This is a genomic window from Anaerotignum sp., assembly GCF_051877975.1.
GTDB lineage: Bacteria > Bacillota > Clostridia > Lachnospirales > Anaerotignaceae > Anaerotignum_A.
This window is the reverse complement of record NZ_JBJEJK010000016.1, coordinates 1-22328: the sequence shown is the minus strand read 5'-3', so window position 1 is coordinate 22328 and position 22328 is coordinate 1. Positions and strand designations below refer to the sequence as shown.

General features: G+C 44.5%; 39 protein-coding genes. 38 read left to right on the top strand and 1 reads right to left on the bottom strand.

All coding sequences use genetic code 11. The features are described from left to right. The first annotated feature begins 593 nt into the window (after positions 1–593). From rpsJ to ACI39P_RS02725, 31 genes are all read left to right on the top strand, one after another. The gene (gene rpsJ / locus ACI39P_RS02875) at positions 594–908 is read left to right on the top strand and encodes a 30S ribosomal protein S10 (RefSeq protein ID WP_016407831.1); all 315 of its coding nucleotides are present in this window, start codon (positions 594–596) and stop codon (positions 906–908) included. A 197-nt stretch (positions 909–1105) separates the two neighbouring features. Beyond that, positions 1106–1735 carry a 50S ribosomal protein L3 gene (gene rplC, locus ACI39P_RS02870; RefSeq protein ID WP_439719190.1) on the top strand — a complete coding sequence of 210 codons (630 nt, stop codon included), beginning with the start codon at positions 1106–1108 and terminating at the stop codon, positions 1733–1735. Between the two features lie 27 nt (positions 1736–1762). Further along, positions 1763–2383, top strand: coding sequence for a 50S ribosomal protein L4 (gene rplD / locus ACI39P_RS02865; protein WP_439719189.1), 621 nt, complete (start codon positions 1763–1765; stop codon positions 2381–2383). Further along, the gene (gene rplW, locus ACI39P_RS02860) at positions 2383–2682 is read left to right on the top strand and encodes a 50S ribosomal protein L23 (protein WP_439719188.1); all 300 of its coding nucleotides are present in this window, start codon (positions 2383–2385) and stop codon (positions 2680–2682) included. The genes rplD and rplW overlap by 1 nt, the downstream gene beginning before the upstream one ends. Positions 2683–2883: 201 nt before the next feature. Further along, a complete protein-coding gene (gene rplB, locus ACI39P_RS02855) occupies positions 2884–3714 on the top strand; it encodes a 50S ribosomal protein L2 (RefSeq protein ID WP_320791524.1) in 831 nt (276 codons plus the stop codon). Between the two features lie 62 nt (positions 3715–3776). Next, positions 3777–4061, top strand: coding sequence for a 30S ribosomal protein S19 (gene rpsS / locus ACI39P_RS02850; protein ID WP_439719187.1), 285 nt, complete (start codon positions 3777–3779; stop codon positions 4059–4061). A 29-nt stretch (positions 4062–4090) separates the two neighbouring features. Next, positions 4091–4480 (top strand): 50S ribosomal protein L22, encoded by a 390-nt coding sequence (gene rplV / locus ACI39P_RS02845; RefSeq protein WP_016407825.1) that lies wholly within the window; start codon positions 4091–4093, stop codon positions 4478–4480. Positions 4481–4491: 11 nt separating this feature from the next. Continuing rightward, a complete protein-coding gene (gene rpsC / locus ACI39P_RS02840) occupies positions 4492–5136 on the top strand; it encodes a 30S ribosomal protein S3 (protein WP_439719186.1) in 645 nt (214 codons plus the stop codon). A gap of 17 nt (positions 5137–5153) precedes the next feature. Next, positions 5154–5591 carry a 50S ribosomal protein L16 gene (gene rplP, locus ACI39P_RS02835; protein ID WP_439719185.1) on the top strand — a complete coding sequence of 146 codons (438 nt, stop codon included), beginning with the start codon at positions 5154–5156 and terminating at the stop codon, positions 5589–5591. Then, positions 5588–5797, top strand: a complete 210-nt coding sequence (rpmC, locus tag ACI39P_RS02830; protein WP_290717451.1) for a 50S ribosomal protein L29 — start codon at positions 5588–5590, stop codon at positions 5795–5797. The genes rplP and rpmC overlap by 4 nt, the downstream gene beginning before the upstream one ends. 34 nt (positions 5798–5831) lie before the next feature. Then, the gene (gene rpsQ / locus ACI39P_RS02825; protein ID WP_016407821.1) at positions 5832–6086 is read left to right on the top strand and encodes a 30S ribosomal protein S17; all 255 of its coding nucleotides are present in this window, start codon (positions 5832–5834) and stop codon (positions 6084–6086) included. Between the two features lie 25 nt (positions 6087–6111). Next, positions 6112–6480, top strand: coding sequence for a 50S ribosomal protein L14 (gene rplN / locus ACI39P_RS02820; RefSeq protein ID WP_439719184.1), 369 nt, complete (start codon positions 6112–6114; stop codon positions 6478–6480). 24 nt (positions 6481–6504) lie between these two features. Beyond that, on the top strand, positions 6505–6807 hold the full coding sequence (gene rplX / locus ACI39P_RS02815; RefSeq protein WP_439719192.1) for a 50S ribosomal protein L24: 303 nt from the start codon (positions 6505–6507) through the stop codon (positions 6805–6807). Between the two features lie 26 nt (positions 6808–6833). Then, positions 6834–7373 (top strand): 50S ribosomal protein L5, encoded by a 540-nt coding sequence (gene rplE, locus ACI39P_RS02810; RefSeq protein ID WP_439719183.1) that lies wholly within the window; start codon positions 6834–6836, stop codon positions 7371–7373. A 13-nt stretch (positions 7374–7386) separates the two neighbouring features. Further along, on the top strand, positions 7387–7572 hold the full coding sequence (locus ACI39P_RS02805; RefSeq protein ID WP_439716648.1) for a type Z 30S ribosomal protein S14: 186 nt from the start codon (positions 7387–7389) through the stop codon (positions 7570–7572). A gap of 19 nt (positions 7573–7591) precedes the next feature. Beyond that, positions 7592–7993: a 30S ribosomal protein S8 gene (gene rpsH, locus ACI39P_RS02800; protein ID WP_016407816.1), complete on the top strand. Its 402-nt coding sequence runs from the start codon at positions 7592–7594 to the stop codon at positions 7991–7993. A gap of 31 nt (positions 7994–8024) precedes the next feature. Continuing rightward, positions 8025–8567 carry a 50S ribosomal protein L6 gene (gene rplF / locus ACI39P_RS02795; protein WP_439719182.1) on the top strand — a complete coding sequence of 181 codons (543 nt, stop codon included), beginning with the start codon at positions 8025–8027 and terminating at the stop codon, positions 8565–8567. Positions 8568–8638: 71 nt separating this feature from the next. Further along, a complete protein-coding gene (rplR, locus tag ACI39P_RS02790; RefSeq protein WP_439716653.1) occupies positions 8639–9007 on the top strand; it encodes a 50S ribosomal protein L18 in 369 nt (122 codons plus the stop codon). An 18-nt stretch (positions 9008–9025) separates the two neighbouring features. Continuing rightward, a complete protein-coding gene (rpsE, locus tag ACI39P_RS02785) occupies positions 9026–9529 on the top strand; it encodes a 30S ribosomal protein S5 (protein ID WP_016407813.1) in 504 nt (167 codons plus the stop codon). A 14-nt stretch (positions 9530–9543) separates the two neighbouring features. Next, a complete protein-coding gene (gene rpmD / locus ACI39P_RS02780) occupies positions 9544–9723 on the top strand; it encodes a 50S ribosomal protein L30 (protein WP_290717438.1) in 180 nt (59 codons plus the stop codon). Between the two features lie 16 nt (positions 9724–9739). After that, complete coding sequence (rplO, locus tag ACI39P_RS02775) at positions 9740–10180, top strand: 50S ribosomal protein L15 (protein ID WP_439719181.1); 441 nt, start codon at positions 9740–9742, stop codon at positions 10178–10180. Continuing rightward, the gene (secY, locus tag ACI39P_RS02770; protein WP_439719180.1) at positions 10181–11449 is read left to right on the top strand and encodes a preprotein translocase subunit SecY; all 1269 of its coding nucleotides are present in this window, start codon (positions 10181–10183) and stop codon (positions 11447–11449) included. Between the two features lie 110 nt (positions 11450–11559). Further along, the gene (locus ACI39P_RS02765) at positions 11560–12189 is read left to right on the top strand and encodes an adenylate kinase (RefSeq protein WP_439716644.1); all 630 of its coding nucleotides are present in this window, start codon (positions 11560–11562) and stop codon (positions 12187–12189) included. A 313-nt stretch (positions 12190–12502) separates the two neighbouring features. Then, positions 12503–12760 carry a hypothetical protein gene (locus ACI39P_RS02760; RefSeq protein WP_439719179.1) on the top strand — a complete coding sequence of 86 codons (258 nt, stop codon included), beginning with the start codon at positions 12503–12505 and terminating at the stop codon, positions 12758–12760. A 39-nt stretch (positions 12761–12799) separates the two neighbouring features. Next, a complete protein-coding gene (infA, locus tag ACI39P_RS02755; protein WP_290717428.1) occupies positions 12800–13018 on the top strand; it encodes a translation initiation factor IF-1 in 219 nt (72 codons plus the stop codon). A gap of 16 nt (positions 13019–13034) precedes the next feature. Next, positions 13035–13148, top strand: a complete 114-nt coding sequence (gene rpmJ / locus ACI39P_RS02750) for a 50S ribosomal protein L36 (RefSeq protein WP_004034721.1) — start codon at positions 13035–13037, stop codon at positions 13146–13148. Between the two features lie 241 nt (positions 13149–13389). Beyond that, positions 13390–13758, top strand: coding sequence for a 30S ribosomal protein S13 (gene rpsM / locus ACI39P_RS02745; RefSeq protein ID WP_439719178.1), 369 nt, complete (start codon positions 13390–13392; stop codon positions 13756–13758). Between the two features lie 29 nt (positions 13759–13787). Beyond that, positions 13788–14189 (top strand): 30S ribosomal protein S11, encoded by a 402-nt coding sequence (gene rpsK, locus ACI39P_RS02740; RefSeq protein ID WP_439719177.1) that lies wholly within the window; start codon positions 13788–13790, stop codon positions 14187–14189. Between the two features lie 21 nt (positions 14190–14210). After that, positions 14211–14813, top strand: a complete 603-nt coding sequence (gene rpsD, locus ACI39P_RS02735) for a 30S ribosomal protein S4 (RefSeq protein WP_439719176.1) — start codon at positions 14211–14213, stop codon at positions 14811–14813. 87 nt (positions 14814–14900) lie between these two features. Further along, entirely contained in the window at positions 14901–15860 is a 960-nt protein-coding gene (locus ACI39P_RS02730; protein WP_290717417.1) for a DNA-directed RNA polymerase subunit alpha, read from the top strand. Positions 15861–15970: 110 nt separating this feature from the next. Next, entirely contained in the window at positions 15971–16513 is a 543-nt protein-coding gene (locus ACI39P_RS02725; RefSeq protein WP_321688775.1) for a L17 family ribosomal protein, read from the top strand. A 155-nt stretch (positions 16514–16668) separates the two neighbouring features. Here ACI39P_RS02725 and ACI39P_RS02720 read toward each other — a convergent pair whose 3' ends face one another. After that, entirely contained in the window at positions 16669–16869 is a 201-nt protein-coding gene (locus ACI39P_RS02720; RefSeq protein WP_439719175.1) for a hypothetical protein, read from the bottom strand. Positions 16870–17211: 342 nt separating this feature from the next. Here ACI39P_RS02720 and ACI39P_RS02715 point away from each other — a divergent pair, with 342 nt between their 5' ends. The 7 genes from ACI39P_RS02715 to rpsI all read left to right on the top strand — a co-directional run. Beyond that, positions 17212–18078: an energy-coupling factor transporter ATPase gene (locus tag ACI39P_RS02715; RefSeq protein WP_439719191.1), complete on the top strand. Its 867-nt coding sequence runs from the start codon at positions 17212–17214 to the stop codon at positions 18076–18078. Further along, positions 18054–18911 carry an energy-coupling factor transporter ATPase gene (locus ACI39P_RS02710; RefSeq protein WP_439719174.1) on the top strand — a complete coding sequence of 286 codons (858 nt, stop codon included), beginning with the start codon at positions 18054–18056 and terminating at the stop codon, positions 18909–18911. The genes ACI39P_RS02715 and ACI39P_RS02710 overlap by 25 nt, the downstream gene beginning before the upstream one ends. Then, positions 18908–19732 (top strand): CbiQ family ECF transporter T component, encoded by an 825-nt coding sequence (locus ACI39P_RS02705; protein ID WP_439719173.1) that lies wholly within the window; start codon positions 18908–18910, stop codon positions 19730–19732. The genes ACI39P_RS02710 and ACI39P_RS02705 overlap by 4 nt, the downstream gene beginning before the upstream one ends. A 75-nt stretch (positions 19733–19807) precedes the next feature. Next, entirely contained in the window at positions 19808–20530 is a 723-nt protein-coding gene (locus ACI39P_RS02700) for a DUF554 domain-containing protein (protein ID WP_439719172.1), read from the top strand. A gap of 9 nt (positions 20531–20539) precedes the next feature. Continuing rightward, complete coding sequence (truA, locus tag ACI39P_RS02695) at positions 20540–21298, top strand: tRNA pseudouridine(38-40) synthase TruA (protein ID WP_439719171.1); 759 nt, start codon at positions 20540–20542, stop codon at positions 21296–21298. Positions 21299–21510: 212 nt separating this feature from the next. Next, the gene (rplM, locus tag ACI39P_RS02690; protein WP_439716634.1) at positions 21511–21948 is read left to right on the top strand and encodes a 50S ribosomal protein L13; all 438 of its coding nucleotides are present in this window, start codon (positions 21511–21513) and stop codon (positions 21946–21948) included. An 18-nt stretch (positions 21949–21966) separates the two neighbouring features. After that, positions 21967–22328, top strand: a 362-nt coding sequence (gene rpsI, locus ACI39P_RS02685) for a 30S ribosomal protein S9 (protein WP_439719170.1), incomplete at its 3' end; no start/stop codon positions are given.

Sequence of the window (22328 nt, the reverse complement as noted above, 5' to 3'; positions counted from 1 at the left end):
AGCAGGGCTATGCCCGCAAATGAAAAACCACCGGCTAGGCCGGTGGATATTTATTCTTGCTGAAAATTATGATACAGTATTATATAGGAAGAAATACTTCCGATAAACGAGTGCAATCGAAAAAAGAAAGAATTTTGTCTTTCTGTTGCGAACAAATGGAGAAAAAGAAAACGATTTGTCTTGACTCATTGTTGGAAATAAATTTTGTTTTGAAAAATATTGTGCAATTTGTTTAAGATTAGGTGAAAAGTGGACTTGAATTTTTATCAGAAATCAAAGAAAAAATCAAAGAAAATGCGAAAAAACACTTGCATTCTCTGTGTTTTTGCTTTATAATACTCATTGTTGTGACATAGAGTGTTGATACGGAAGGTTGCCGAAAGCCGATGAATCAAGGGCTTGCGGGTTTTTCCGAGGAGCGATGTCCAGTTCAAAGAAACCGGGCGACAAGGTCACTGTACTGAATATTTTGGGTCTGACTTACCGACAGGGTAAGTTTGCGTATCTGACGTTGCTGGATACACCCGGATGAGTGTGCAGTCACCACTTGTCGTGCTGAAGTCAAATAGTACGAAAAGGAGGGGACTTTTTTTATGGCTAATCCCAAAATCAGAATCAGTCTCAAAGCTTACGATCACAAATTGATCGACCAGTCTGCAGCGCAGATCATTGAAACAGCAAAGAAAACAGGTGCACAGATCAGTGGCCCTATCCCTCTTCCCACAAAGAAGGAAGTTGTAACAATCATCAGAGCGGTGCATAAATACAAAGACTCTCGTGAACAGTTCGAAATGAGAACACACAAGAGACTGATCGACATTCTGAGCCCTACACCCAAGACAGCAGATGCACTGAGCCGTCTGGATCTGCCTGCAGGTGTAGATATTACACTGAAAGTGATGAAATAATCAAAGGTTACCCACTCAGCAACGAACCAAAAGATTATTTTTCAACTTTATAAAAAAGGAAAACATCCAAAAAGCTGGTTTATATAAGATAAAAAAGTAACAGATAGAGTTACAACTCTTATATGACTAGAATGATTTCCCCGACCACGACGGTGGAAAGGGCAATCCGCTGTAGAAAATTTAGGAGGTGCAACGAAATGAAAAAGGCGATCATCGCTAAGAAAATTGGTATGACACAGGTTTTCACAGAAAACGGTGCGCTGGTACCAGTTACAGTTCTTGAAGCAGGCCCCTGCGTTGTTATCCAGAAGAAAACAATGGAAAACGACGGCTATGAAGCAATCCAGGTTGGCTTTGCTGATGCAAAAGAAAGAAAAGTAAACAAACCCATGAAGGGTCATTTCACAAAAGCAGGCGTAGCTGCTAAGAAATTTGTGAAAGAATTCAGACTGGAAGATGCAGCAAACTATGAAGTTGGTGCTGAAATCAAAGCTGATGTATTCGCAGCAGGCGACAAAGTAGACGCAAGCGGCGTTTCCAAAGGTAAAGGTTTCCAGAGTACAATCAAGAGATACAACGCACAGAGAGGTCCCATGGGTCATGGTTCCAAATCTCACAGAGTTGTAGGTTCCATGGGTTCTTCCGCTACACCCAGCCGTGTTAAGAAAGGCAAAAGAATGCCTGGTCACATGGGCGCAGTGAATGTAACAATCCAGAATCTTGAAATCGTACGTGCAGATGCAGAAAAGAACCTGCTGCTGATTAAGGGTGCAGTTCCCGGTCCTAAAGGTTCCATTCTGGTAATCAAAGACAGCGTAAAGGCTTGATAAACTTTACGAAAGGAGGAAACTAACATGGCAAATGTTGCAGTATTAAATATGGCAGGCGCTCAGGTAGGCACAATCGAGCTGAATGACGCTATTTTCGGTATTGAAGCAAATGAACATGTGATGCACCTGGCTGTAGTACAGTATCTGGCAAACCAGAGACAGGGCACACAGAGCACAAAAACACGCGCTGAAGTTCGTGGCGGTGGTAGAAAACCTTACAGACAGAAAGGCACAGGCAGAGCAAGACAGGGCTCCATCCGTTCTCCTCAGTGGGTTGGCGGTGGCGTAGTATTCGCTCCCAAGCCCAGAGATTATTCCTTCAAACTGAACAAGAAAGTAAAAAGACTGGCACTGCAGTCCGCACTTTCCACAAAGGTTGCTGAAGGCAAAATCATCGTTCTGGATGAACTGACACTGTCTGAAGTTAAGACAAAAGAAATGGCAAAAGTTCTGGAAAACATCAAATGCGGCAACGCACTGATCGTTATGGACGGTACAAACACAAACGTAATGCTGTCCGCTAGAAATATTCCCGAAGTGAAGACAGCTTCCGTAAGCACAATCAATGTTTACGATCTGCTGAAATACAACACACTGGTTGTAACAAAAGAAGCAGTAGAAAAAATCCAGGAGGTGTACGCATAATGGCTGATCTGAAATTTTACGACGTAATCGAAAGACCCGTAATCACAGAAAACAGTATGTCTGTACTGGATGAAAAGAAATATACTTTCATCGTACACCCTGAAGCAACAAAAGCTCAGATCAAAGATGCTGTTGAAAAAATGTTCGAAGGCGCTAAAGTAGCTTCCGTAAACACAATGAACTATGATGGCAAGCCCAAGAGAAGAGGTATGTTCTTTGGTAAAACAAAGAAATACAAAAAAGCAGTTGTGAAACTGACAGCTGACAGCAAAGACATTGAAATCTTCTTGGGCATGTAAGCGATGAAAGTCCTGAAAAGGGGCTGCACGTACTGCAAGCTGGCTTGTAGGTGCGGGCAGACATTTGACAGGCAAACGGTATGAGCAAAGCGCAAAGCGGTTTGCGAATAACGAACTTTCGAGCAGAAGCTCGAAGCAGAAACTTGCAAAACACACGGAAACGTGTAGACGATAGAAATCCGAAAGGAGTGGAAAAAAGAGATGGCAATTAAGAGATACAAACCCTATACACCATCCAGAAGACACATGACAGTGTCCGCATTCGATGAAATCACAAAATCCACGCCCGAAAAATCTCTGGTAGTACACCTGAGAAAAACTTCCGGCAGAAATAACCAGGGCAAACTGACAGTACGTCACCATGGCGGCGGCGCAAAGATCAAATACAGACTGGTTGACTTCAAACGTAATAAAGATGGTATTCCCGCAACAGTAAAAGCAATCGAATACGATCCCAACAGAACAGCAAACATCGCTCTGATCGTATATGCAGACGGTGTAAAATCCTATATTCTGGCACCCGCAGGCCTGCAGGTTGGCGATCAGCTGATGAACGGCCCCGAAGCCGAAGTGAAACTGGGCAACACACTGCCTATGAGCAAGATCCCCGTTGGTGCTTCCATCCACAACATCGAAATGAAGCCCGGCAAAGGCGGTCAGCTGGTTCGTTCCGCTGGTAACGTAGGTCAGCTGATGGCAAAAGAAGGCAAATATGCTACAGTAAAACTGCCTTCCGGTGAAATGAGACTGCTGCCTATCGAATGCAGAGCAACAATTGGCCAGATCGGCAACACAGACCACGAACTGGTTCACATTGGTAAAGCTGGTAGAAAACGTCACATGGGCGTAAGACCTACAGTAAGAGGTTCCGTAATGAACCCTAACGATCACCCTCACGGCGGTGGTGAAGGCAGAGCACCCATCGGTCGTCCCGCACCTATGACACCTTGGGGCAAACCTGCAATGGGCTACAAGACAAGAAACAAACACAAAGCTTCCAACAAATATATCGTTCGCCGCAGAAACGGCTAATAGATCCGAATGTGCCTGAGGCGGTTTAGGCACAAAGAAAAAGAACAAGGAGGATTTAATCAATGAGCAGATCTTTGAAAAAAGGACCTTTCGCTGACGATCATCTGCTGAAGAAGATTGATGCGATGAACGCAGCAGGCGAAAAGAACGTAATCAAAACATGGTCTCGTCGTTCTACAATCTACCCCGACATGATCGGTCACACAATCGCAGTTTATGACGGCAGAAAACACGTGCCTGTATATATCACAGAAGACATGGTAGGCCACAAACTGGGCGAATTTGCACTGACAAGAACTTACAGAGGTCACGGCAAAGACGCAGAAAAGAAATCTAAAGTTCGCTAATTATCCGATAACGAAAGGAGGTTTCGTTCATGGCAAAAGGTCATAGAAGCCAAATCAAAAAAGAAAGAAACATTGCAACACAGGAAAAAAGACCTCATGCTACTGCTAAATATGTAGGCATTCCTGCTCCCAAGGCGAAAATCGTTCTGGATCAGATCAAAGGCAAGGATGTTGCTACAGCAGCAGCAATGTTGAACTATAGCCCCAGACTGGCAGCAGAAATCATCGGTAAAGTACTGAAATCCGCTGTAGCTAACGCAGAAAACAACCTGGGTATGGACGTAAGCAAACTGTATGTGGAAGAAGTAAGTGCAGATCAGGGCCCTACAATGAAGAGAATTCGCCCCAGAGCACAGGGCAGAGCATATCGCATTCTGAAGAGATCCTGCCATATTTCCATCATTCTCAATGAGAGATAAGGAGGTACGAAATGGGACAGAAAGTTAACCCTCATGGTTTAAGAGTTGGTATCATCAAAGATTGGGATGCAAAATGGTATGCAGACAAAGACTTTGCTGATAACCTGGTAGAAGATGTTAAAATCAGAGAATTCATCAAAAAGAGACTGTACGATGCAGGCGTTTCCAAGATTGCAATCGAAAGAACAGCCGGCAGAGTAAAGATCAGCGTATATACAGCAAAACCCGGTATCGTTATCGGTAAAAACGGTGCATCCATCGAAGCACTGAAAGCTGAACTGCAGAAAATGACAGCACACAAAGTTGCTGTAAACATCGAAGAAATCAAGAGACCTGAACTGGATGCACAGCTGGTTGCTGAAAACATCGCTCTGCAGCTGGAAAACCGTGTGACATTCCGTCGTGCGATGAAACAGGCTATGGGCAGAACAATGAAGTTCGGTGCAAAGGGTATCAAAACAATGGTAAGCGGTCGTCTGGGCGGTGCTGATATCGCTCGTAGCGAATCCTATCATGAAGGTACAATCCCCCTTCAGACACTGCGTGCAGACATCGACTATGGCTTTGCTGAAGCAGATACAACATACGGCAAACTGGGCGTAAAAGTTTGGATCTACAAAGGCGAAGTACTTCCTGTAAAGAATAACAAAAAGTAAGGAGGCGCTGAAGAATCATGTTAATGCCTAAAAGAGTAAAACATCGTAAACAGCAGAGAGGCAAAATGAGAGGCCGTGCATATAGAGGCAATAAAGTAACATACGGCGATTTCGGTATCATGGCGATGGAACCCACATGGATCACATCTAACCAGATCGAAGCAGCTCGTGTTGCTATGACAAGATATATCAAACGTGGCGGTGACGTTTGGATCAAAGTATTCCCCGATAAACCCGTATCCGCAAAACCCATCGGTACTCGTATGGGTTCCGGTAAAGGCGCACCTGAATACTGGGTTGCAGTTGTAAAACCCGGCAGAGTTATGTTTGAAATCGGTGGCGTAGATGAAGAAAAAGCAAGAGAAGCACTGAGACTGGCAATCCACAAACTGCCTATCAAGTGCAAAATCGTATCCAAAGCTGAAGCAGAAGAAATGGCAGGTGAACATCAGTGAAAACAAAAGGTTATGTAAATGAATTGATGGGCAAAACTGCAGATGAATTACAGAAGGACCTTGTTTCCGCTAAGAAAGAGCTGTTCAACCTGAGATTCCAGAACGCTACAAACCAGCTGGACAACACAGCAAGAATCAAGGAAGTTCGTAAGAACATCGCAAGAATCCAGACAATCATCACAAAGAAAGCAAGAGAAGCAAAATAATAGATATTCCGTTCGTTGAAAGGAGGAAATCATCGTGGAAAGAAATCTTCGTAAAACCAGAATTGGTAGAGTAGTTAGCGACAAGATGGACAAAACAATCGTTGTTGCTGTTGAAGATAAAGTAAAACACCCTCTGTATGGCAAAATCGTTAACAGAACATACAAACTGAAAGCTCATGACGAAAACAACGAATGCGGTATCGGCGATCGTGTTAAAGTTATGGAAACAAGACCTCTGTCCAAGGATAAGAGATGGAGACTTGTAAGCATCATCGAAAAAGCAAAATAATCCTTTTTGGAGAGGAGGACAATATATGGTTCAGCAGGAAACCAGATTAAAAGTAGCAGATAACTCCGGGGCTAAGGAACTTCTGTGCATCAGAGTACTGGGCGGCTCCACAAGAAGATATGCAGGCGTAGGCGACATTATCGTTGCTGCGGTTAAAGACGCAACACCCGGCGGCGTTGTAAAAAAAGGCGACGTTGTGAAAGCAGTAGTTGTAAGAACAGTTCACCCCATTGGCAGAGCTGACGGCAGCTATATCAAATTCGACGAAAATGCAGCAGTTATCATCAAAGATGACAAAAACCCCAGAGGTACACGTATCTTTGGACCCGTTGCAAGAGAGCTGAGAGAAAAACAGTTCATGAAGATCCTTTCTCTGGCTCCCGAAGTACTGTAATAGGAGGTGTGCTAGGTGGCTAATATGAAACTGAAAACTGGCGACAAAGTAGTAGTGATCGCTGGGAAAGATAAAGGCAAAGAAGGCAAGATCGTTGCTGTAGATAAAAAGAACAACCGTGTACTGGTTGAAGGCGTAAACATGGTTTCCAAACACACAAAACCCAACGCACAGAACCAGCAGGGTGGCATCATCAAGAAAGAAAACTTCATTCATGCTTCCAACGTAATGTATCTGCACAACGGCAAAGCAACACGTCTGGGTGCTATGATCAAAGATGGCAAAAAAGTAAGAGTAGCTAAGAAAACAGGCGAAGTTATCGATTAATAAATACCTGTGAAAGGAGGTAAACAATGAGCAGATTAAAAGACTTCTATGAAGCACAGATCGTTCCTGAAATGACTAAGAAATTTTCTTATAAAAATAAACTGGCTGTTCCTAAACTGGAAAAGATCATCATCAACATGGGCGTTGGCGAAGCAAGAGAAAACGCAAAAGTCCTGGATGGCGCTGTAAGAGATATGAGCATCATCTCTGGTCAGAAACCCGTTGTAACAAAAGCTAAAAAATCCATCGCAAACTTCAAACTGCGTGAAGGCATGAACATTGGCTGCAAAGTTACACTGAGAGGCGACAGAATGTATGAATTCACAGACAGACTGATCAACATCGCACTGCCTCGTGTACGTGACTTCCGTGGTGTAAAAGCAAACAGCTTTGACGGCAGAGGCAACTACACAATGGGTATCAAAGAACAGCTGATCTTCCCCGAAATCGAATATGATAAAGTAGACAAAATCAGAGGCATGGACATCGTTTTTGTTACAACAGCAAAAACAGATGAAGAAGCAAGAGAACTGCTGAGACTGTTCGGTATGCCATTCGCAAAATAAGGGAGGGACAAAAATGGCTAAAAAATCTATGAAAGTAAAGCAGCAGAGAGCACCTAAGTTCTCTACAAGAGCTTATACACGCTGCAGAGTTTGCGGCAGACCCCACTCTGTACTGAGAAAATATGGAATTTGCCGTATTTGCTTCCGTGAACTGGCATACAAAGGTCAGATTCCCGGCGTAAAGAAAGCAAGCTGGTAATTGAAAGGAGGAATTCACAATGTCTATGAGCGACCCTATCGCAGATATGCTGACAAGAATCAGAAACGCTAATACTGCAAAACATGATACAGTAGATGTTCCTTCTTCCAAAATGAAGAAAGCAATCGCTGACATCCTGGTAGCAGAAGGTTACGTAAAAGGTTACGAAGTAATCGAAGACGGTATCAAATCCACACTGCGTATCAGCCTGAAATATGGTGAAGATAAAAATGTAAAAGTAATCACAGGTCTGAAGAGAATTTCCAAACCCGGCCTGAGAGTATTCGCTGGCAAAGACGAACTGCCTAAGGTTCTGGGCGGTCTGGGCACAGCAATCATTTCCACAGACAAAGGCTTGATGACAGACAAAGCTGCAAGAAAAGCTGGTCTGGGCGGCGAAGTAATCGCTTTCATCTGGTAAGAAATAGATAGAATATTAGGAGGTGCAGACCATGTCCAGAATCGGTAAATTGCCCGTAGTGGTACCCGCTGGCGTTGAAGTGAAGATTGGCGAAGGCAATCTGCTGACAGTAAAAGGCCCCAAAGGTACACTGGAAAGAAAATTATCCGCAGACATGAACATCGCAATGGAAGATGGCCAGATCGTAGTTACAAGACCCAGCGATCTGAAAAAACATAGAGCATTACACGGCCTGACAAGAACACTGATCTACAACATGATCGTAGGTGTTACACAGGGCTATGAAAAAGTACTGGAAATCAACGGTGTTGGTTACAGAGCTGCAAAATCCGGCAAAAAGCTGACATTGACACTGGGTTATTCCCACCCTGTAGAAATGGAAGATCCCGAAGGTATCGAAACTGTAGTTGAAGGTACAAACAAAATCACAGTTAAGGGTATTGATAAAGAAAAAGTAGGTCAGTTCGCAGCCGAAATCAGAACAAAAAGACCTCCCGAACCCTACAAAGGCAAAGGTATTAAATACTCTGACGAACATATCAGACGTAAAGTTGGTAAGACCGGTAAGAAATAATCTGCGAACGGCAGCATGATCTATTTATATCGGAAAGTGACTAATTTTTGAAGAAACGGAGTGAAAATACTATGATCAATAAGCCCTCTCGTGCAGCGGCTCGTGTGAAAAGACACTACAGAATCCGCAACCATGTAAAAGGCACAGCTGCTAGACCTAGACTGGCAGTGTTCAGATCCAATAAACATATGTATGCACAGATCATCGATGATGTTGCGCAGCATACACTGGTTGCAGCATCCACAATGGAAGCTGAAATCGCAAGCAAAGTAGAATACACAAACACAGTTGCAGCTGCAGCTGCAGTAGGTGAAGCTGTTGCGAAAAAAGCAATCGAAAAAGGCATCACAGAAGTTGTATTCGACAGAGGCGGTTTTGTATACCAGGGTAAAATTCAGGCACTGGCAGAAGCAGCTAGAGAAGCTGGCCTGAAATTCTAAGGCAAGGAGGAAAGTAAGTTGAAAAGAATCGATCCAAGCACTTTAGATTTGAAAGATAAAGTAGTAACCATCAACCGTGTATCCAAAACGGTTAAAGGTGGTCGTACAATGAGATTCTCTGCTCTGGTTGTTGTTGGCGACGGCAATGGCCATGTAGGCTGCGGCATGGGTAAAGCAGCTGAAATTCCCGATGCAATCCGCAAAGGGAAAGAAGCAGCGATGAAAAATATCATCAAAGTAGAAATGAACGATGTAGACAGCATCTACCACGGCGTTACAGGTGAATACGGCAGTGCAAGCGTACTGCTGATGCCCGCTCCCGAAGGTACTGGTATCATCGCTGGTGGCCCCGCTCGTGCGGTTCTGGAACTGGCTGGTATCCGTAACATCAGAACAAAATCCCTGGGCTCCAACAACAAACGTAACGTTGTAAGCGCAACAATCGAAGGCCTGTCCAGAGCGACAACACCCGAAGCTGTTGCAAAACTGCGTGGCATTTCTGTTGAAGAACTCTTAGGTTAAGGAGGAACAGACAGATGGCTGAAATTAAAATCACATTGGTGAAATCCACAATCGGTGCAATTCCCAAACACAAAAAAACAGTTCAGGCACTGGGCCTGAATAAAACAAACAGCAGTGTAATTCAGCAGGACAATGCGGCTATCAGAGGTATGATCCATCAGGTAAGCCACCTTGTTAAAGTTGAAGAAGTTTGATTTAGGAGGTGTCCAAATGAACTTATGCGAACTGAGACCCGCTGAAGGCTCCAGAGAAAAGAACTGGAGACGCGGCAGAGGTCATGCAACAGGCAATGGCAAAACAGCTGGCAGAGGTCACAAAGGTGCAGGTCAGCGTTCCGGGACAAGCGGCAAATGCGGTTTCGAAGGTGGCCAGATGCCTCTGTATAGAAGACTTCCTAAGAGAGGTTTCACATGCAGAAACAGCAAAGAAATCGTTGCAATCAACGTTTCTATGCTGAATGTATTTGAAAATGACGCAGTAGTAGATATCGATGCTTTGAAAAACGTTGGCCTGATTAGCAATCCTAGAGATGGCGTGAAGATCCTTGGCGAAGGCGATCTGGAAAGAAAACTGACAGTTAAGGTTAACTACTTCAGCAAAACAGCTCAGGAAAAAATTGAAGCTGCCGGCGGCAAAGCAGAGGTGATTTAATTGTTTAAGATTTTCGTTAACTCTTGGAAAACGAAAGAAATTAGAAACAAGATTCTGTACACACTGATGATCTTTGCGATTGTCAGACTGGGTACACAGATCGCTCTGCCCGGTATTGATACTGCAGGCGTAGTAGCAGCAAGAGAGAATGCATCCGTGGCGGGTACACTGTATAGTGTAATCGCCGGCGGTGCCAACTCCAGCTGGTCTATCTTTGCAATGGGTATCGGTCCCTATATCAACGCATCCATCATCATGCAGCTTTTGACAATTGCGATCCCTAAATTTGAGCAGCTCTCCAAGGAAGGCCCCGATGGTCGCAAACAGTTGCAGTCTTACAGCAGATATCTGACAGTAATCTTGGCGTTGATTCAGGGTATCGGTCTGACTTACACATATCAGAACATGTATCTGGTGCATAGCCCCTTGGTTTACATTGCATCTGTATTTTGTCTGGTATGCGGGTCCACATTTGTTATGTGGCTGGCAGAACAAATTACTGCAAAAGGGATTGGGAATGGCTCTTCCATGATTATCTTTATCAATATCGTATCCAACCTGCCCATGGGTGCAGCAAGCCTGTACTATATGGTTGTAGGCAGCGGTGCGATTGGTGCAGCAAAAGTAGCAGCAATCCTGATCATCCTGATTATCGTTCTGGCATTCATCGTTTGTGTAAACAGCGGTGAAAGAAGACTGCCTGTACAGTATTCCTCCAAAATGGTGGGCAGAAAACAGGCAAGCGGCAGAAATACAACTATGCCTATCAAGGTAAATACTTCTGGCGTTATCTCTATCATCTTTGCAATCTCTCTGCTGCAGTTCCCTCAGCAGATTGGTATGTTCATTCCCAACAAGGGCGCAACATTTACAAAGGTGACAGAAGTTTTGAATATGACACACCCTGTTGGTGCGATTATTTATGTAGTATTGATTTTCTTCTTCACATATTTCTATACATCCATCGTAATCAATCCAAACGAAATTGCGATGAATATGAAGAAGAATGGTGGTTTCATCCCCGGTATCAGACCCGGTCAGCCTACAAGTGCTTACATCACAAGAATCGTAAACAGAATCACACTGGTTGGTGCGATTTGTTATGCGATCTTGGCTATGGTGCCTGTAGTTCTGCAGTGGATCTTTAAGGTAAACGTTGGCTTTGGTGGTACAACATTGATCATCGTAGTTGGTGTTTGCTTGGATATCGTAAAAGCACTGGAAAGCCAGCTGCTGATGCGCCACTACAAAGGTTTTTTAAATGACTGATAACAATCGCTTGGGAAATGCTTTTCGGCATTTCCCGAGGGGTTGTTTTAGTTGTATATGGGGAGATTTATAAAAAAGAGAAGGCCATCTATAAGAAAAGAGGTAATCGCATGAAATTAGTACTGATTGGTGCTCCCGCAGCCGGCAAAGGTACACAGGCTGCAAGACTGGTAGAACATTACGGGATTGCTCACATTTCCACAGGCGATATGCTGAGAGAAGAAGTTGCAAAAGGCACAGAACTGGGCAATCAGGCAAAAAGCATCATGGCAGCAGGTGGTCTGGTTTCTGATGAACTGATCATTGCCATCGTACAGGAAAGAATCAAAAAAGACGATTGCGCGAAAGGTTTCATCTTGGATGGTTTCCCCCGCACAGTTGTTCAGGCTGAAAAGCTGGAAGAAATGGTAAAACTGGATCATGTTGTATACATCAGTGCTCCCGATGAAGTGATGCTGGAAAGACTGACAGCAAGAGAAAGCTGTCCCAAATGCGGCGCTACATATAACAAACTGTTCCTGCCCGCAAAGGTTGCCGGCATCTGCGATAAATGCGGTGAGAAGCTGACACAGCGTAAAGATGATACAGTGGAAGCTGGTAAGGCCAGAATCCAGACGTTCCATGAACAGAGTGAACCCCTGGTAGATTTCTATACAAAGAAGGGCATTCTGTTTGAAGTAGATGGTACACAGGCAATTGATGAAATTACAAAAGCGATCATTGCAGGTCTGGATAAATAAGAAATGAAAAATGACAAACGATAAAATCGTTTGTTTGGGGAGGTAATCGGCAGAGGCGGCATCGTCTCTGCCAATTATATTTATTCCACAATTTTTAATTACTATATATATAGTAACCATTAAAATGGGGTATCGTGAGAGAAATAAATGTTGTATACTTGTTAGGCTTATGAAAATAAAGTGTGTACCTATGCGGTAAGGCGGATGAAAACTGCCTTGGGGACTGCGATATTTTTAAAGCAAAATACCGTTCTGATCACGGACGGAGAGCCGGAAATTCTTGCGTTTAACGAAGGAAAATGAGGTGATATCGTTGGAATATCAGATCGGCCAAGTGGTTTATTCCAAAAGTGGTCACGATAAAGGCGATGTGCAGATGGTTGCGGCCGTGGAGGGAGAGTACCTCTTTCTGGTGGATGGCAAACGCCGGAAGCTGGAAAAACCGAAACGGAAAAAGAAAATGCATGTACAGCCTACTACTTATATTGTAGAAAACGTGGCAGAAAAGCTGCAGCAGGGAGGCTATGTCCTTGATGCGGAGATCAAGAAGGCATTGAAGAAGTATCAGTAAATGATGCGAGACGTTTAATGTTTAAGGAGGTTTACGGTCTTGTCTAAAGATGACGTAATCGAAGTAGAAGGAACCGTACTGGAAAAATTACCCAACGCTATGTTTCAGGTGGAACTGGAAAACGGCCACCAGATTCTGGCGCACATTTCCGGCAAACTGCGTATGAACTTCATCCGCATCCTGCCCGGTGACAAAGTATTAATTGAAATGTCTCCTTATGACCTGACAAAAGGTCGCATTATTTGGAGAGCGAAATAAGGAAGGAGCGATCACAATGAAAGTCAGACCATCTGTAAAACCTATGTGTGAAAAATGCAGAATCATCAAAAGAAAAGGTCGTGTAATGGTTATTTGTGAAAATCCCAAACATAAACAGAAACAGGGCTGATCATTTATTATGGGCTTGAGGGGTGATCCCCCAAAGAGCCGGAATTGATAAATCCGTCAACTATACTGGGAGGAGCATACAGTTAATGGCAAAGGCGGCGCAGACAGATGAGCGCGTAAGGTACATGACTGACGGTCTATCTCCTTTGTTCGTAATGCCCAACGAGTATCGCACTGTGTTTATGTGAAAAACATTTTTATTTGAATCGTATTGTGAAATATTACAGGAGGTGCAAGAATATATGGCACGTATTGCTGGTGTAGACTTACCTAGAGAAAAACGCGTAGAAATCGGCCTGACATATGTTTACGGCATTGGCCACTCCAGTGCTGTTCGTATTCTGAATGAAGCAGGTGTAAACCTGGATACAAGAGTAAGAGATCTGACAGATGATGAAGTATCTAGAATCCGTGAAGTCATCGACAGAACTCAGACAGTAGAAGGTGACCTGAGAAGAGAAGTTGCTCTGAACATCAAACGCCTGATCGAAATCGGCTGCTACAGAGGCATCCGTCACAGAAAAGGTCTGCCCGTTAGAGGTCAGAAAACAAAAACAAACGCAAGAACAAGAAAAGGTCCTAGAAAGACTGTTGCGAACAAGAAGAAATAATTGATATTTCGTAAGGAGGTTTGAGGCAAATGGCAAAGAAAACTGTGAAAAAGGCAACGACTCGCAGACGCCGTGATAAAAGAAAAGTAGAACGTGGCCAGGCTCATATCCAGTCCACTTTCAATAATACAATCGTTACAATTACTGATGCAGCAGGCAATGCTCTTTCCTGGGCAAGTGCTGGTCAGCTGGGCTTTAGAGGTTCCAGAAAATCCACACCTTATGCAGCACAGATGGCTGCAGATACAGCTGCAAAAGCTGCTTCTGACTACGGTCTGAAGACAATCGAAGTATTCGTTAAAGGTCCCGGCAGCGGTCGTGAAGCTGCAATCCGTGCACTGCAGGCAGCAGGCTTGGATGTAACACTTATCAGAGACGTTACACCCGTTCCTCACAACGGTTGCAGACCACCCAAACGCAGAAGAGTATAACGAATCAGGAGGTGTAGAACAATGGCAAGAGATAGAGTTCCCGTACTGAAAAGATGCAGATCCCTGAATCTGGATCCCATCTATCTGGGTATTGATAAAAAATCTAAAAAACAGAATCTGAGAGCAAACAAGAAAATGTCCGAATACGGCCTTCAGATGAGAGAAAAACAGAAAGCAAAATTCATCTATGGCGTTCTGGAAAAACAGTTCAGAGGCTACTATGCACAGGCTGAAAAGATCGCGAAAAAAGAAGGTATCCCCGGCGAAAACCTGCTTATGCTGCTGGAAATGAGACTGGACAACGTAATGTTCCGTCTGGGCTACGGCAGAACAAGAAAAGAAGCTAGACAGATCGTTCGTCACAAACATGTAACAGTAAATGGCAAGGCAGTAGATATTCCTTCCTACCAGGTTAAAGTTGGCGACGTGATCGAAGTAAAAGAAAAATACAAAACAATCCAGAGATACAAAGACGTTCTGGCTGTAACAGACGGCAGAATCGTTCCCGAATGGCTGTCCGCTAACCATGATGCACTGAGCGGCACAGTTCTGGCAAAACCCACAAGAGCACAGATTGATGTTCCCGTTGAAGAAACACTGATCGTCGAACTGTACTCCAAATAATCATCGATTGTGCAGTGAAGTCAAAATAATCGCCGTAGGGCTTTTCGCCCTGCGGCACTCTATCATAAAAAAGGGAGGTTTGAACGAGTGTTTGAATTTGAAAAACCTCGCATTGAGATTGCTGAAATGGCACCGGACGGAACATACGGTAAGTTTGTTGTAGAACCTCTGGAAAGAGGATATGGTACAACTTTGGGTAACTCCCTGAGAAGAATTCTGCTGTCCTCTCTGCCCGGCGCAGCGGTAAGCAATGTGAAAATTGATGGTGTGCTTCATGAATTTAGTGTGATTCCTGGCGTAAAAGAAGACGTGACTGAAATCATCCTGAATTTGAAAGGTCTTGCGATCAAAAATACAAGCGAAGGCAATGAGCCTAAAATTGCGTACATCGATGTGGAAGGAGAAGGCGAAGTCAAAGGTTCCGATATCAAATGCGACAGCGATATTGAAATTTTGAACCCTGACCACCATATTGCAACACTTTCCGGCGGTGCAGGCAGCAAGCTGTATATGGAGATCACAATCAACAAAGGCCGCGGCTATGTTGGTGCAGACAAAAACAAAAAAGACGATCAGCCAATCGGTATGCTTCCGGTAGACAGTATTTTCACACCTGTTACAAGAGTAAATTTCCTGGTAGAAAATACACGTGTCGGTCAGATCACTGACTATGACAAACTGTCTTTGGAAGTCTGGACAAACGGAACAATCGCACCCGATGACGCTGTAAGCTTCGGCGCGAAGATTCTGAATGAACACCTGAACCTGTTCATTGACCTGTCTGATAATGCAAAAGATACTTCTATCATGGTAGAAAAAGAAGAAGGCAAGAAGGAAAAAGTTCTGGAAATGAGCATTGAAGAACTGGATCTTTCTGTACGTTCTTATAACTGCCTGAAACGTGCTGGTATCAACACAGTAGAAGATTTGGCAAATAAGACAGAAGAAGAAATGATGAAGGTTAGAAACCTTGGACGCAAGTCCCTGGAAGAAGTATTGAACAAAATGGCGGAACTGGGTCTTTCCCTGAAGCCTAGTGATGAATAATCGTCACAGAAAGTTACTATTATTTACCGTGTGATTACGGCTCCACATAAGACCGAAGAAGCAGTGGGGACGGGCTCAGTCATACGGGTTCTTACAAGGAGGATTCAACCATGCACGCATCCGGTTATAGAAAACTTGGCAAAACAACACCTCAGAGAAAAGCTCTGCTGAGAAACCAGGTAACAAATCTGCTGTACCACGGCAAAATCAAAACAACAGAAACAAGAGCGAAAGAAGTTAAGAGAATCGCTGAAAAACTGATCACACTGGCTGTGAAAGAAAAAGACAACTTCGAAGAAGTTACAGTAACAGCTAAAGTAGCGAAAAAAGACGCGAACGGCAAACGTGTGAAAGAAGTTGTAAACGGCAAAAAAGTAACAGTTTACGACGAAGTTCAGAAAACAATCAAAAAAGATAAAGCTTCCAGACTGGCAGCTAGAAGACAGATCCTGTCTTACCTGTACCCCGTAACAGAAGTTCCTGCTGATGGCAAAAAAATCAGAAAGAACAGCAAAAAAGTTGACATGGCAGCAAAAATGTTCGATGAAATCGCACCTAAATACGCTGGCAGAAACGGTGGTTACACAAGAATCGTGAAGCTGGGCGCAAGAAAAGGCGACGGCGCAATGGAAGTTATCCTGGAACTGGTTTAATTTAATCTATTCCATAAAAAATGAGAGACTTGCAAATGCAAGTCTCTTTTTTGTGTGAAATGGCTTTTGAGATGTAGAAATTTTGCAAGAAAAAAAGAAAGGAAAAAGACCCCACAATCGGCGAGGTCTTAAAAGGGAGAGATTAGAATTTATTTTTACGAAAAATCGGGAGTTGCCGTGTCAAAATCAGCGGCAGAAAGCACCGCCGCATCCCCCTGCACAAGGGTCTGTGCAGCGATAAAGGGCTTTAATGCCTGGTGTTCCTGATACATAAGGGAGACAGACATCCCAGTGAAAAAGGAAAGGGCGAAAGCCACTGTTGCAATGGCAGCTAAGTTAGATACGAATTGTTTCATAGGTGTCTCCTCCTTTACATGAGATAGTGTTTTAATCAGGTTCTTTTATGTTTCTATCATAACACAAAAATTTCTTTTACAGGTTACAGCGGCCTAACAGGTTGGTTACAGATAAATTGCAGTCAGATTACGGGAATGTGTCAAAAAACGAACAATTTTCTTAAGATATGGATTTGGAAGATGCTGGAAAGAAATGTTTCGGTACAATATGGGAGAAAAGGCGGCAATTCTGCCGTTTCTATTGACTTTTTAGTGAAAAAACCGTATCATATCGATAGCTGTGAGCATTTACTGCCATGGACTACGGAAGGCAGGAAAACTGCTGTAGAAATAGGTGAAGCTATGAAAATGGTGAAGGCGGAAGGCCTGACTTATGAATATACCAAGGTGATGGAAACCGACCACGGCACCGAAGAACATAGGGTGGCCGCGCTGAAGCAGGTGAACATCGAAATTGAAAAAGGAGAGTTTGTTGTAGTTTTGGGGCACAACGGCTCCGGGAAATCTACATTTGCAAAGCATATCAATGCGCTGTTGCAGCCCACAGGCGGTACGCTGTGGGTAAAGGGGATGAATACCCAGGAGGAAGGACATATTTGGGATATCCGCCAGAGCGCGGGAATGGTATTCCAGAACCCAGATAACCAGCTGGTTGCCACAGTGGTAGAGGAGGATATTGCTTTTGGCCCCGAAAATATGGGGGTTCCTTCTAAAGAAATTAGAAAACGTGTGGATGAAGCCCTGGAAACGGTACGCATGAGCGAATTTGCTTCGTATACGCCCTCTAAGCTCTCCGGCGGCCAGAAGCAGAGGATTGCCATTGCCGGTGTGCTGGCCATGAAGCCTGACTGTATTGTTTTGGACGAGCCTACAGCTATGCTGGACCCTGTAGGCCGCAGAGATGTTATGGAGACCATTGAGCGTTTGAATAAAGAAGAAGGAATCACAATTATTTTAATCACCCATTACATGGACGAAGCGGTGCGTGGGGACAGAGTATATGTGATTGATGACGGCGATCTGGTGATGCAGGGAACGCCCAGAGAAATTTTTGTGCAGGTGGATAAATTGAAGGGGTACGGGCTGGATGTACCCCAGGTGACAGAAGTTGCCGATCTGCTGCGGAAAGAGGGGATCGATCTGCCCGCGGATATTTTAACGATCGAAGAAATGGTAGGTGCGATATGTCAATTAAAATCAACCATCTGACCCACGTTTATAACGAAGGGACTACTTTCGAAAAAGTGGCACTGAACGATGTGAATATTGAAATCCAGACCGGGGAATTCATTGGTCTGATCGGGCACACCGGCTCAGGTAAGTCTACATTGATCCAGCACCTGAACGGCATCATTTCCCCTACACAGGGCGAAATTTTGCTGGATAATGAAAATATCCATAAAGATAAAGCAAAGCTGAAGGAAGTACGCAGACGCATTGGTCTGGCCTTCCAGTATCCGGAATATCAGCTTTTTGAAATGACAGTGTATAAGGATGTGGCTTTTGGGCCTACGAATTTGGGCTGGACAAAAGAACAGATTCATGAAAGCGTTGTTGCGGCACTGGATATTGTAGGGATTTCCCCTGATCTTTATGAAAAATCCCCCTTTGAACTTTCTGGCGGGCAAAAGCGACGGGTAGCCATTGCAGGGGTTTTGGCGATGAACCCGGAAGTGCTCATTTTGGATGAGCCTACGGCCGGGCTGGACCCCAGGGGCCGGGATGAGATCCTGGCGGCGATTCAAAAATTGCACGAAGAAAGAGGGATTACCGTCATCCTGGTAAGCCACAGTATGGAAGATGTGGCAAAATTGGTTGACCGTATCATTGTGATGCACAGAGGACAGGTTGCCATGACAGGTACACCCAGAGAAATTTTCTCTCATCCTCTGGAGCTGGAAAAAATGGGACTGGCGGCACCGCAGGTGAGCTATGTTTTTGCACAGCTGAAGGAAAAGGGCTATGATGTGCCTACAGATGTTTATACTGTGGAAGAAGCAAAAGAAGCCCTGTTGAAATTGGTAAAGCAGGTGAAAGCATGATTAGAGACATTACCATCGGTCAGTATTACCCTGCGGAATCCTCCATTCACAAAATGGACGCTAGGCTGAAACTGATTATCACATTTATTTTTATTGTTACATTGTTTTTGGTGAATACATTCATTGGTTATGTATTTGTCATTGCCACTATGGGGCTGGTCATGAAAGCATCCAAAGTGCCTTTGAAATTTATGCTCAAGGGGCTGAAAAGCATCATGATTATCATTTTGTTCACGGCATTTATCAACCTGTTCATGACACGGGGCGAAAATGTGCTGGTGAAAGTGGGCATTTTCAGCATTACTATGGAAGGTGTGCTTTTGGCCATCAAGATGTGCGTGCGTCTGGTATTGCTGATTGTTGGTTCTTCGATTCTGACATTGACAACAACACCCATTCAACTGACCGATGCCATCGAATATATTCTGAAGCCATTCAAAAGAATTGGTGTGCCAGCCCATGAAATTGCCATGATGATGACCATTGCGCTGCGGTTTATCCCAACACTGTTGGATGAAACAGATAAGATCATGAAAGCACAGCAGGCCAGAGGGGCCGATTTCGATACAGGGAATCTGATTCAGAAAGCGAAATCCCTTATCCCCATTCTGGTGCCTTTGTTTATCTCTGCTTTCCGTAGGGCGGAAGAATTGGCCATGGCCATGGAAGCAAGATGCTACCATGGAGATGAACACCGCACAAGAATGAATATGATGCAGATGAAGAGCAGCGATTACCGTGCGGCAGGCTTTGCGGCGGTTTATGCCGTTGTGATCATTGGGCTGCGTTTTGCGGCAAAGGCAGTGCCTTTTATTATTTAAAAGTATTTAAAAGAAATGAAACACTCTCCTGCAAGGAGAGTGTTTTTTCAGAAAACGAAAGAAAAAGGTGAAGATATGATAGGTTTGGGAACGATAATCAATGTTGGAGCGATTATCATTGGCGGATTGTGCGGGTTATTTTTGGGGCGCAGTGTGAAGGTGCGATATCAGGATATCCTGATGATTTCTGTGGGGATCTGCGTGATGATGCTGGGTATCGGCGGCACGATGGAGGAAATGCTCTCTATTCAGGATGGAGAGATCGTCAGCGGCGGCGCCATGATGATGATCATTACCATGGCCTTGGGGGCTTTGGTTGGCGAATGGGTGGATATCGAAGGCAAAATGGAGAAATTCGGGATATGGCTGAAAAAGAAAACCGGCAGCAGCGGCGATAACAGCTTTGTGGATGCCTTTGTAACAACATCCCTGACGGTCTGCATTGGGGCCATGGCCGTGGTTGGTTCCATCAAGGACGGTATTTATGGAGATTACAGCATTTTAGCCGCCAAAGCCATCCTGGACCTGATTATCGTGTTTGTGATGACCGTTTCTATGGGAAAGGGCTGCGTATTTTCTGCTATTCCTGTGGGGATATTTCAAGGAGTTGTAACCCTGCTGGCACGGCTCATTGAGCCTTTGATGACAGAAGCGGCCCTATCCAATTTGTCTTTGGTAGGGTCGATCATGATTTTCTGCGTGGGGCTGAATCTGGTTTTCGGGAAAAAGGTAAAAGTGGCGAATTTCCTGCCAGCTATTGTATTTGCGGTGGCATGGGCATTTGCGCCATGGGCATAAGGAGGATGGATGGATTTGAAGCGGATATTATTGACAATCGCATACGATGGGACGAAGTATTCCGGCTGGCAGAAGCAGAAAAACCCGGAAGTCATTACGGTAGAGGGGGAGCTGACAAAAGCCCTGCGGCAGCTTTTCAAAAATCCTGAGCTGGAATGCATTGGCGCCAGCCGTACGGATGCGGGGGTTCATGCCTTGGGGCAGCGGGCGGTCGTTGATGTGGAAACGACCATTCCTGTAGAAAAGATTCCCTTGGCCATCCGTTCCTTTTTGCCGGCGGATATCGTTGTGACAAAGGCGGAGGAGGTTTCCGCAGAATTTCATCCCCGTTATGACTGTGTGAAAAAAACTTACGAATACCGTTTCTGGAATGCACCTGTGAAGAATCCGAAAGAACGGCTGTACTCTGCTTATGTGCAGAAGCCTTTGGATATTGAGCGAATGAACGAAGGGGCAAGGGCTTTTCTTGGTACCCATGATTTTGCCGCATTCTGCGCCGCCGGAGCCCAGGTTTCCACCACAGTCAGAACCATTTTCGACTGCCATGTGGAGCGGCAGGGAGAGTGCGTGCGGCTGCTGGTGACAGGGGATGGTTTCCTTTATAATATGGTACGCATCATTGCAGGAACGCTGATGGCAGTAGGCATGGGGAAAATCCCTCCCGAAAATATAGGGGGCATCATTGCAAGCAAAGACCGTGCCAAAGCAGGGCAGACGGCGGAGCCCCAAGGGCTGACTCTGGTTGAAATTTATTACGATTTCAATTAAAAATCTATTGACAGAGAAGGCTTGCAAGATTATAATATAAGGGCTGTTGATATGATTTTAAGGCTGAAATCAGCTTTAAATATATGTTTCTCAAGGTGGGACCCAATAAGTTATGCAGGCGAAGGCAGGCATAATGGAGATCGACCATATCCTTCCTGCGGTATGGCGAAGTCAACGGGTCAAACAAAATAATATGACAGGAGGTAAAAACCATGAGAACTACTTACATCGCTAAAGAAGCGGACATCGTGAAAAAGTGGTACGTGATCGATGCTGAAGGCGTAACACTGGGCCGTCTGGCTTCTGAAGTTGCAAACATTCTGAGAGGCAAAAATAAACCTCAGTACGCACCCAATGCTGACATGGGCGACTATGTAATCATTGTAAATGCGGAAAAAGTTGCTGTTACAGGCAAAAAACTGGAACAGAAAATGTATCGTCACCACAGTGGCTGGACAGGCGGTCTGAAAGAAACAAGACTGGACAAAATGCTGGAAACACATCCCGAAAGAGTAATCGAACATGCTGTAAAAGGTATGCTTCCTAAAAATGCTCTGGGCAGAAAGATGTTCGGCAAACTGCATGTATATGCTGGCGCAGAACACCCTCATGCAGCACAGAAACCCGAAACACTGGAATTCAAATTTTAATCGGAGGAGGAAAGCATAATGGCAGCAGCTAGATATTACGGCACAGGCAGAAGAAAATCTTCCGTAGCTAGAGTATACCTGGTACCCGGCAACGGTAAAATCACAATTAACAAAAGAGATATCGACGAATACTTCGGTTTGGAAACACTGAAAGTAATCGTTCGTCAGCCTCTGGAACTGACAGAAACAGCAGCGAAATTCGACGTTCTGGTTAACGTACACGGCGGTGGCTTCACAGGCCAGGCTGGCGCAATCAGACATGGTATCTCCAGAGCACTGCTTCAGGCAGATGGTGATTACAGACCTTCCCTGAAAAAAGCAGGCTTCCTGACAAGAGACCCTCGTATGAAAGAAAGAAAGAAATACGGTCTCAAAGCAGC

Coding starts and splice junctions, on each gene's coding strand:
- rpmD (WP_290717438.1), top strand. CDS start 9,544: ATGGCTGAAATTAAAATCACATTGGTGAAATCCACAATCGGTGCAATT.
- rplP (WP_439719185.1), top strand. CDS start 5,154: ATGTTAATGCCTAAAAGAGTAAAACATCGTAAACAGCAGAGAGGCAAA.
- rplX (WP_439719192.1), top strand. CDS start 6,505: ATGAAACTGAAAACTGGCGACAAAGTAGTAGTGATCGCTGGGAAAGAT.
- ACI39P_RS02705 (WP_439719173.1), top strand. CDS start 18,908: ATGATTAGAGACATTACCATCGGTCAGTATTACCCTGCGGAATCCTCC.
- rpsD (WP_439719176.1), top strand. CDS start 14,211: ATGGCAAGAGATAGAGTTCCCGTACTGAAAAGATGCAGATCCCTGAAT.
- rplN (WP_439719184.1), top strand. CDS start 6,112: ATGGTTCAGCAGGAAACCAGATTAAAAGTAGCAGATAACTCCGGGGCT.
- rplB (WP_320791524.1), top strand. CDS start 2,884: ATGGCAATTAAGAGATACAAACCCTATACACCATCCAGAAGACACATG.
- rplF (WP_439719182.1), top strand. CDS start 8,025: ATGTCCAGAATCGGTAAATTGCCCGTAGTGGTACCCGCTGGCGTTGAA.
- rplW (WP_439719188.1), top strand. CDS start 2,383: ATGGCTGATCTGAAATTTTACGACGTAATCGAAAGACCCGTAATCACA.
- rpsC (WP_439719186.1), top strand. CDS start 4,492: ATGGGACAGAAAGTTAACCCTCATGGTTTAAGAGTTGGTATCATCAAA.
- rplD (WP_439719189.1), top strand. CDS start 1,763: ATGGCAAATGTTGCAGTATTAAATATGGCAGGCGCTCAGGTAGGCACA.
- ACI39P_RS02765 (WP_439716644.1), top strand. CDS start 11,560: ATGAAATTAGTACTGATTGGTGCTCCCGCAGCCGGCAAAGGTACACAG.
- rpsM (WP_439719178.1), top strand. CDS start 13,390: ATGGCACGTATTGCTGGTGTAGACTTACCTAGAGAAAAACGCGTAGAA.
- rplO (WP_439719181.1), top strand. CDS start 9,740: ATGAACTTATGCGAACTGAGACCCGCTGAAGGCTCCAGAGAAAAGAAC.
- truA (WP_439719171.1), top strand. CDS start 20,540: ATGGATTTGAAGCGGATATTATTGACAATCGCATACGATGGGACGAAG.
- rplV (WP_016407825.1), top strand. CDS start 4,091: ATGGCAAAAGGTCATAGAAGCCAAATCAAAAAAGAAAGAAACATTGCA.
- rpsH (WP_016407816.1), top strand. CDS start 7,592: ATGTCTATGAGCGACCCTATCGCAGATATGCTGACAAGAATCAGAAAC.
- ACI39P_RS02725 (WP_321688775.1), top strand. CDS start 15,971: ATGCACGCATCCGGTTATAGAAAACTTGGCAAAACAACACCTCAGAGA.
- ACI39P_RS02720 (WP_439719175.1), bottom strand. CDS start 16,869: ATGAAACAATTCGTATCTAACTTAGCTGCCATTGCAACAGTGGCTTTC.
- ACI39P_RS02700 (WP_439719172.1), top strand. CDS start 19,808: ATGATAGGTTTGGGAACGATAATCAATGTTGGAGCGATTATCATTGGC.
- rplM (WP_439716634.1), top strand. CDS start 21,511: ATGAGAACTACTTACATCGCTAAAGAAGCGGACATCGTGAAAAAGTGG.
- ACI39P_RS02805 (WP_439716648.1), top strand. CDS start 7,387: ATGGCTAAAAAATCTATGAAAGTAAAGCAGCAGAGAGCACCTAAGTTC.
- rplR (WP_439716653.1), top strand. CDS start 8,639: ATGATCAATAAGCCCTCTCGTGCAGCGGCTCGTGTGAAAAGACACTAC.
- rplC (WP_439719190.1), top strand. CDS start 1,106: ATGAAAAAGGCGATCATCGCTAAGAAAATTGGTATGACACAGGTTTTC.
- rpsJ (WP_016407831.1), top strand. CDS start 594: ATGGCTAATCCCAAAATCAGAATCAGTCTCAAAGCTTACGATCACAAA.
- rpsS (WP_439719187.1), top strand. CDS start 3,777: ATGAGCAGATCTTTGAAAAAAGGACCTTTCGCTGACGATCATCTGCTG.
- rplE (WP_439719183.1), top strand. CDS start 6,834: ATGAGCAGATTAAAAGACTTCTATGAAGCACAGATCGTTCCTGAAATG.
- ACI39P_RS02710 (WP_439719174.1), top strand. CDS start 18,054: ATGTCAATTAAAATCAACCATCTGACCCACGTTTATAACGAAGGGACT.
- rpmJ (WP_004034721.1), top strand. CDS start 13,035: ATGAAAGTCAGACCATCTGTAAAACCTATGTGTGAAAAATGCAGAATC.
- rpsK (WP_439719177.1), top strand. CDS start 13,788: ATGGCAAAGAAAACTGTGAAAAAGGCAACGACTCGCAGACGCCGTGAT.
- ACI39P_RS02715 (WP_439719191.1), top strand. CDS start 17,212: ATGAAAATGGTGAAGGCGGAAGGCCTGACTTATGAATATACCAAGGTG.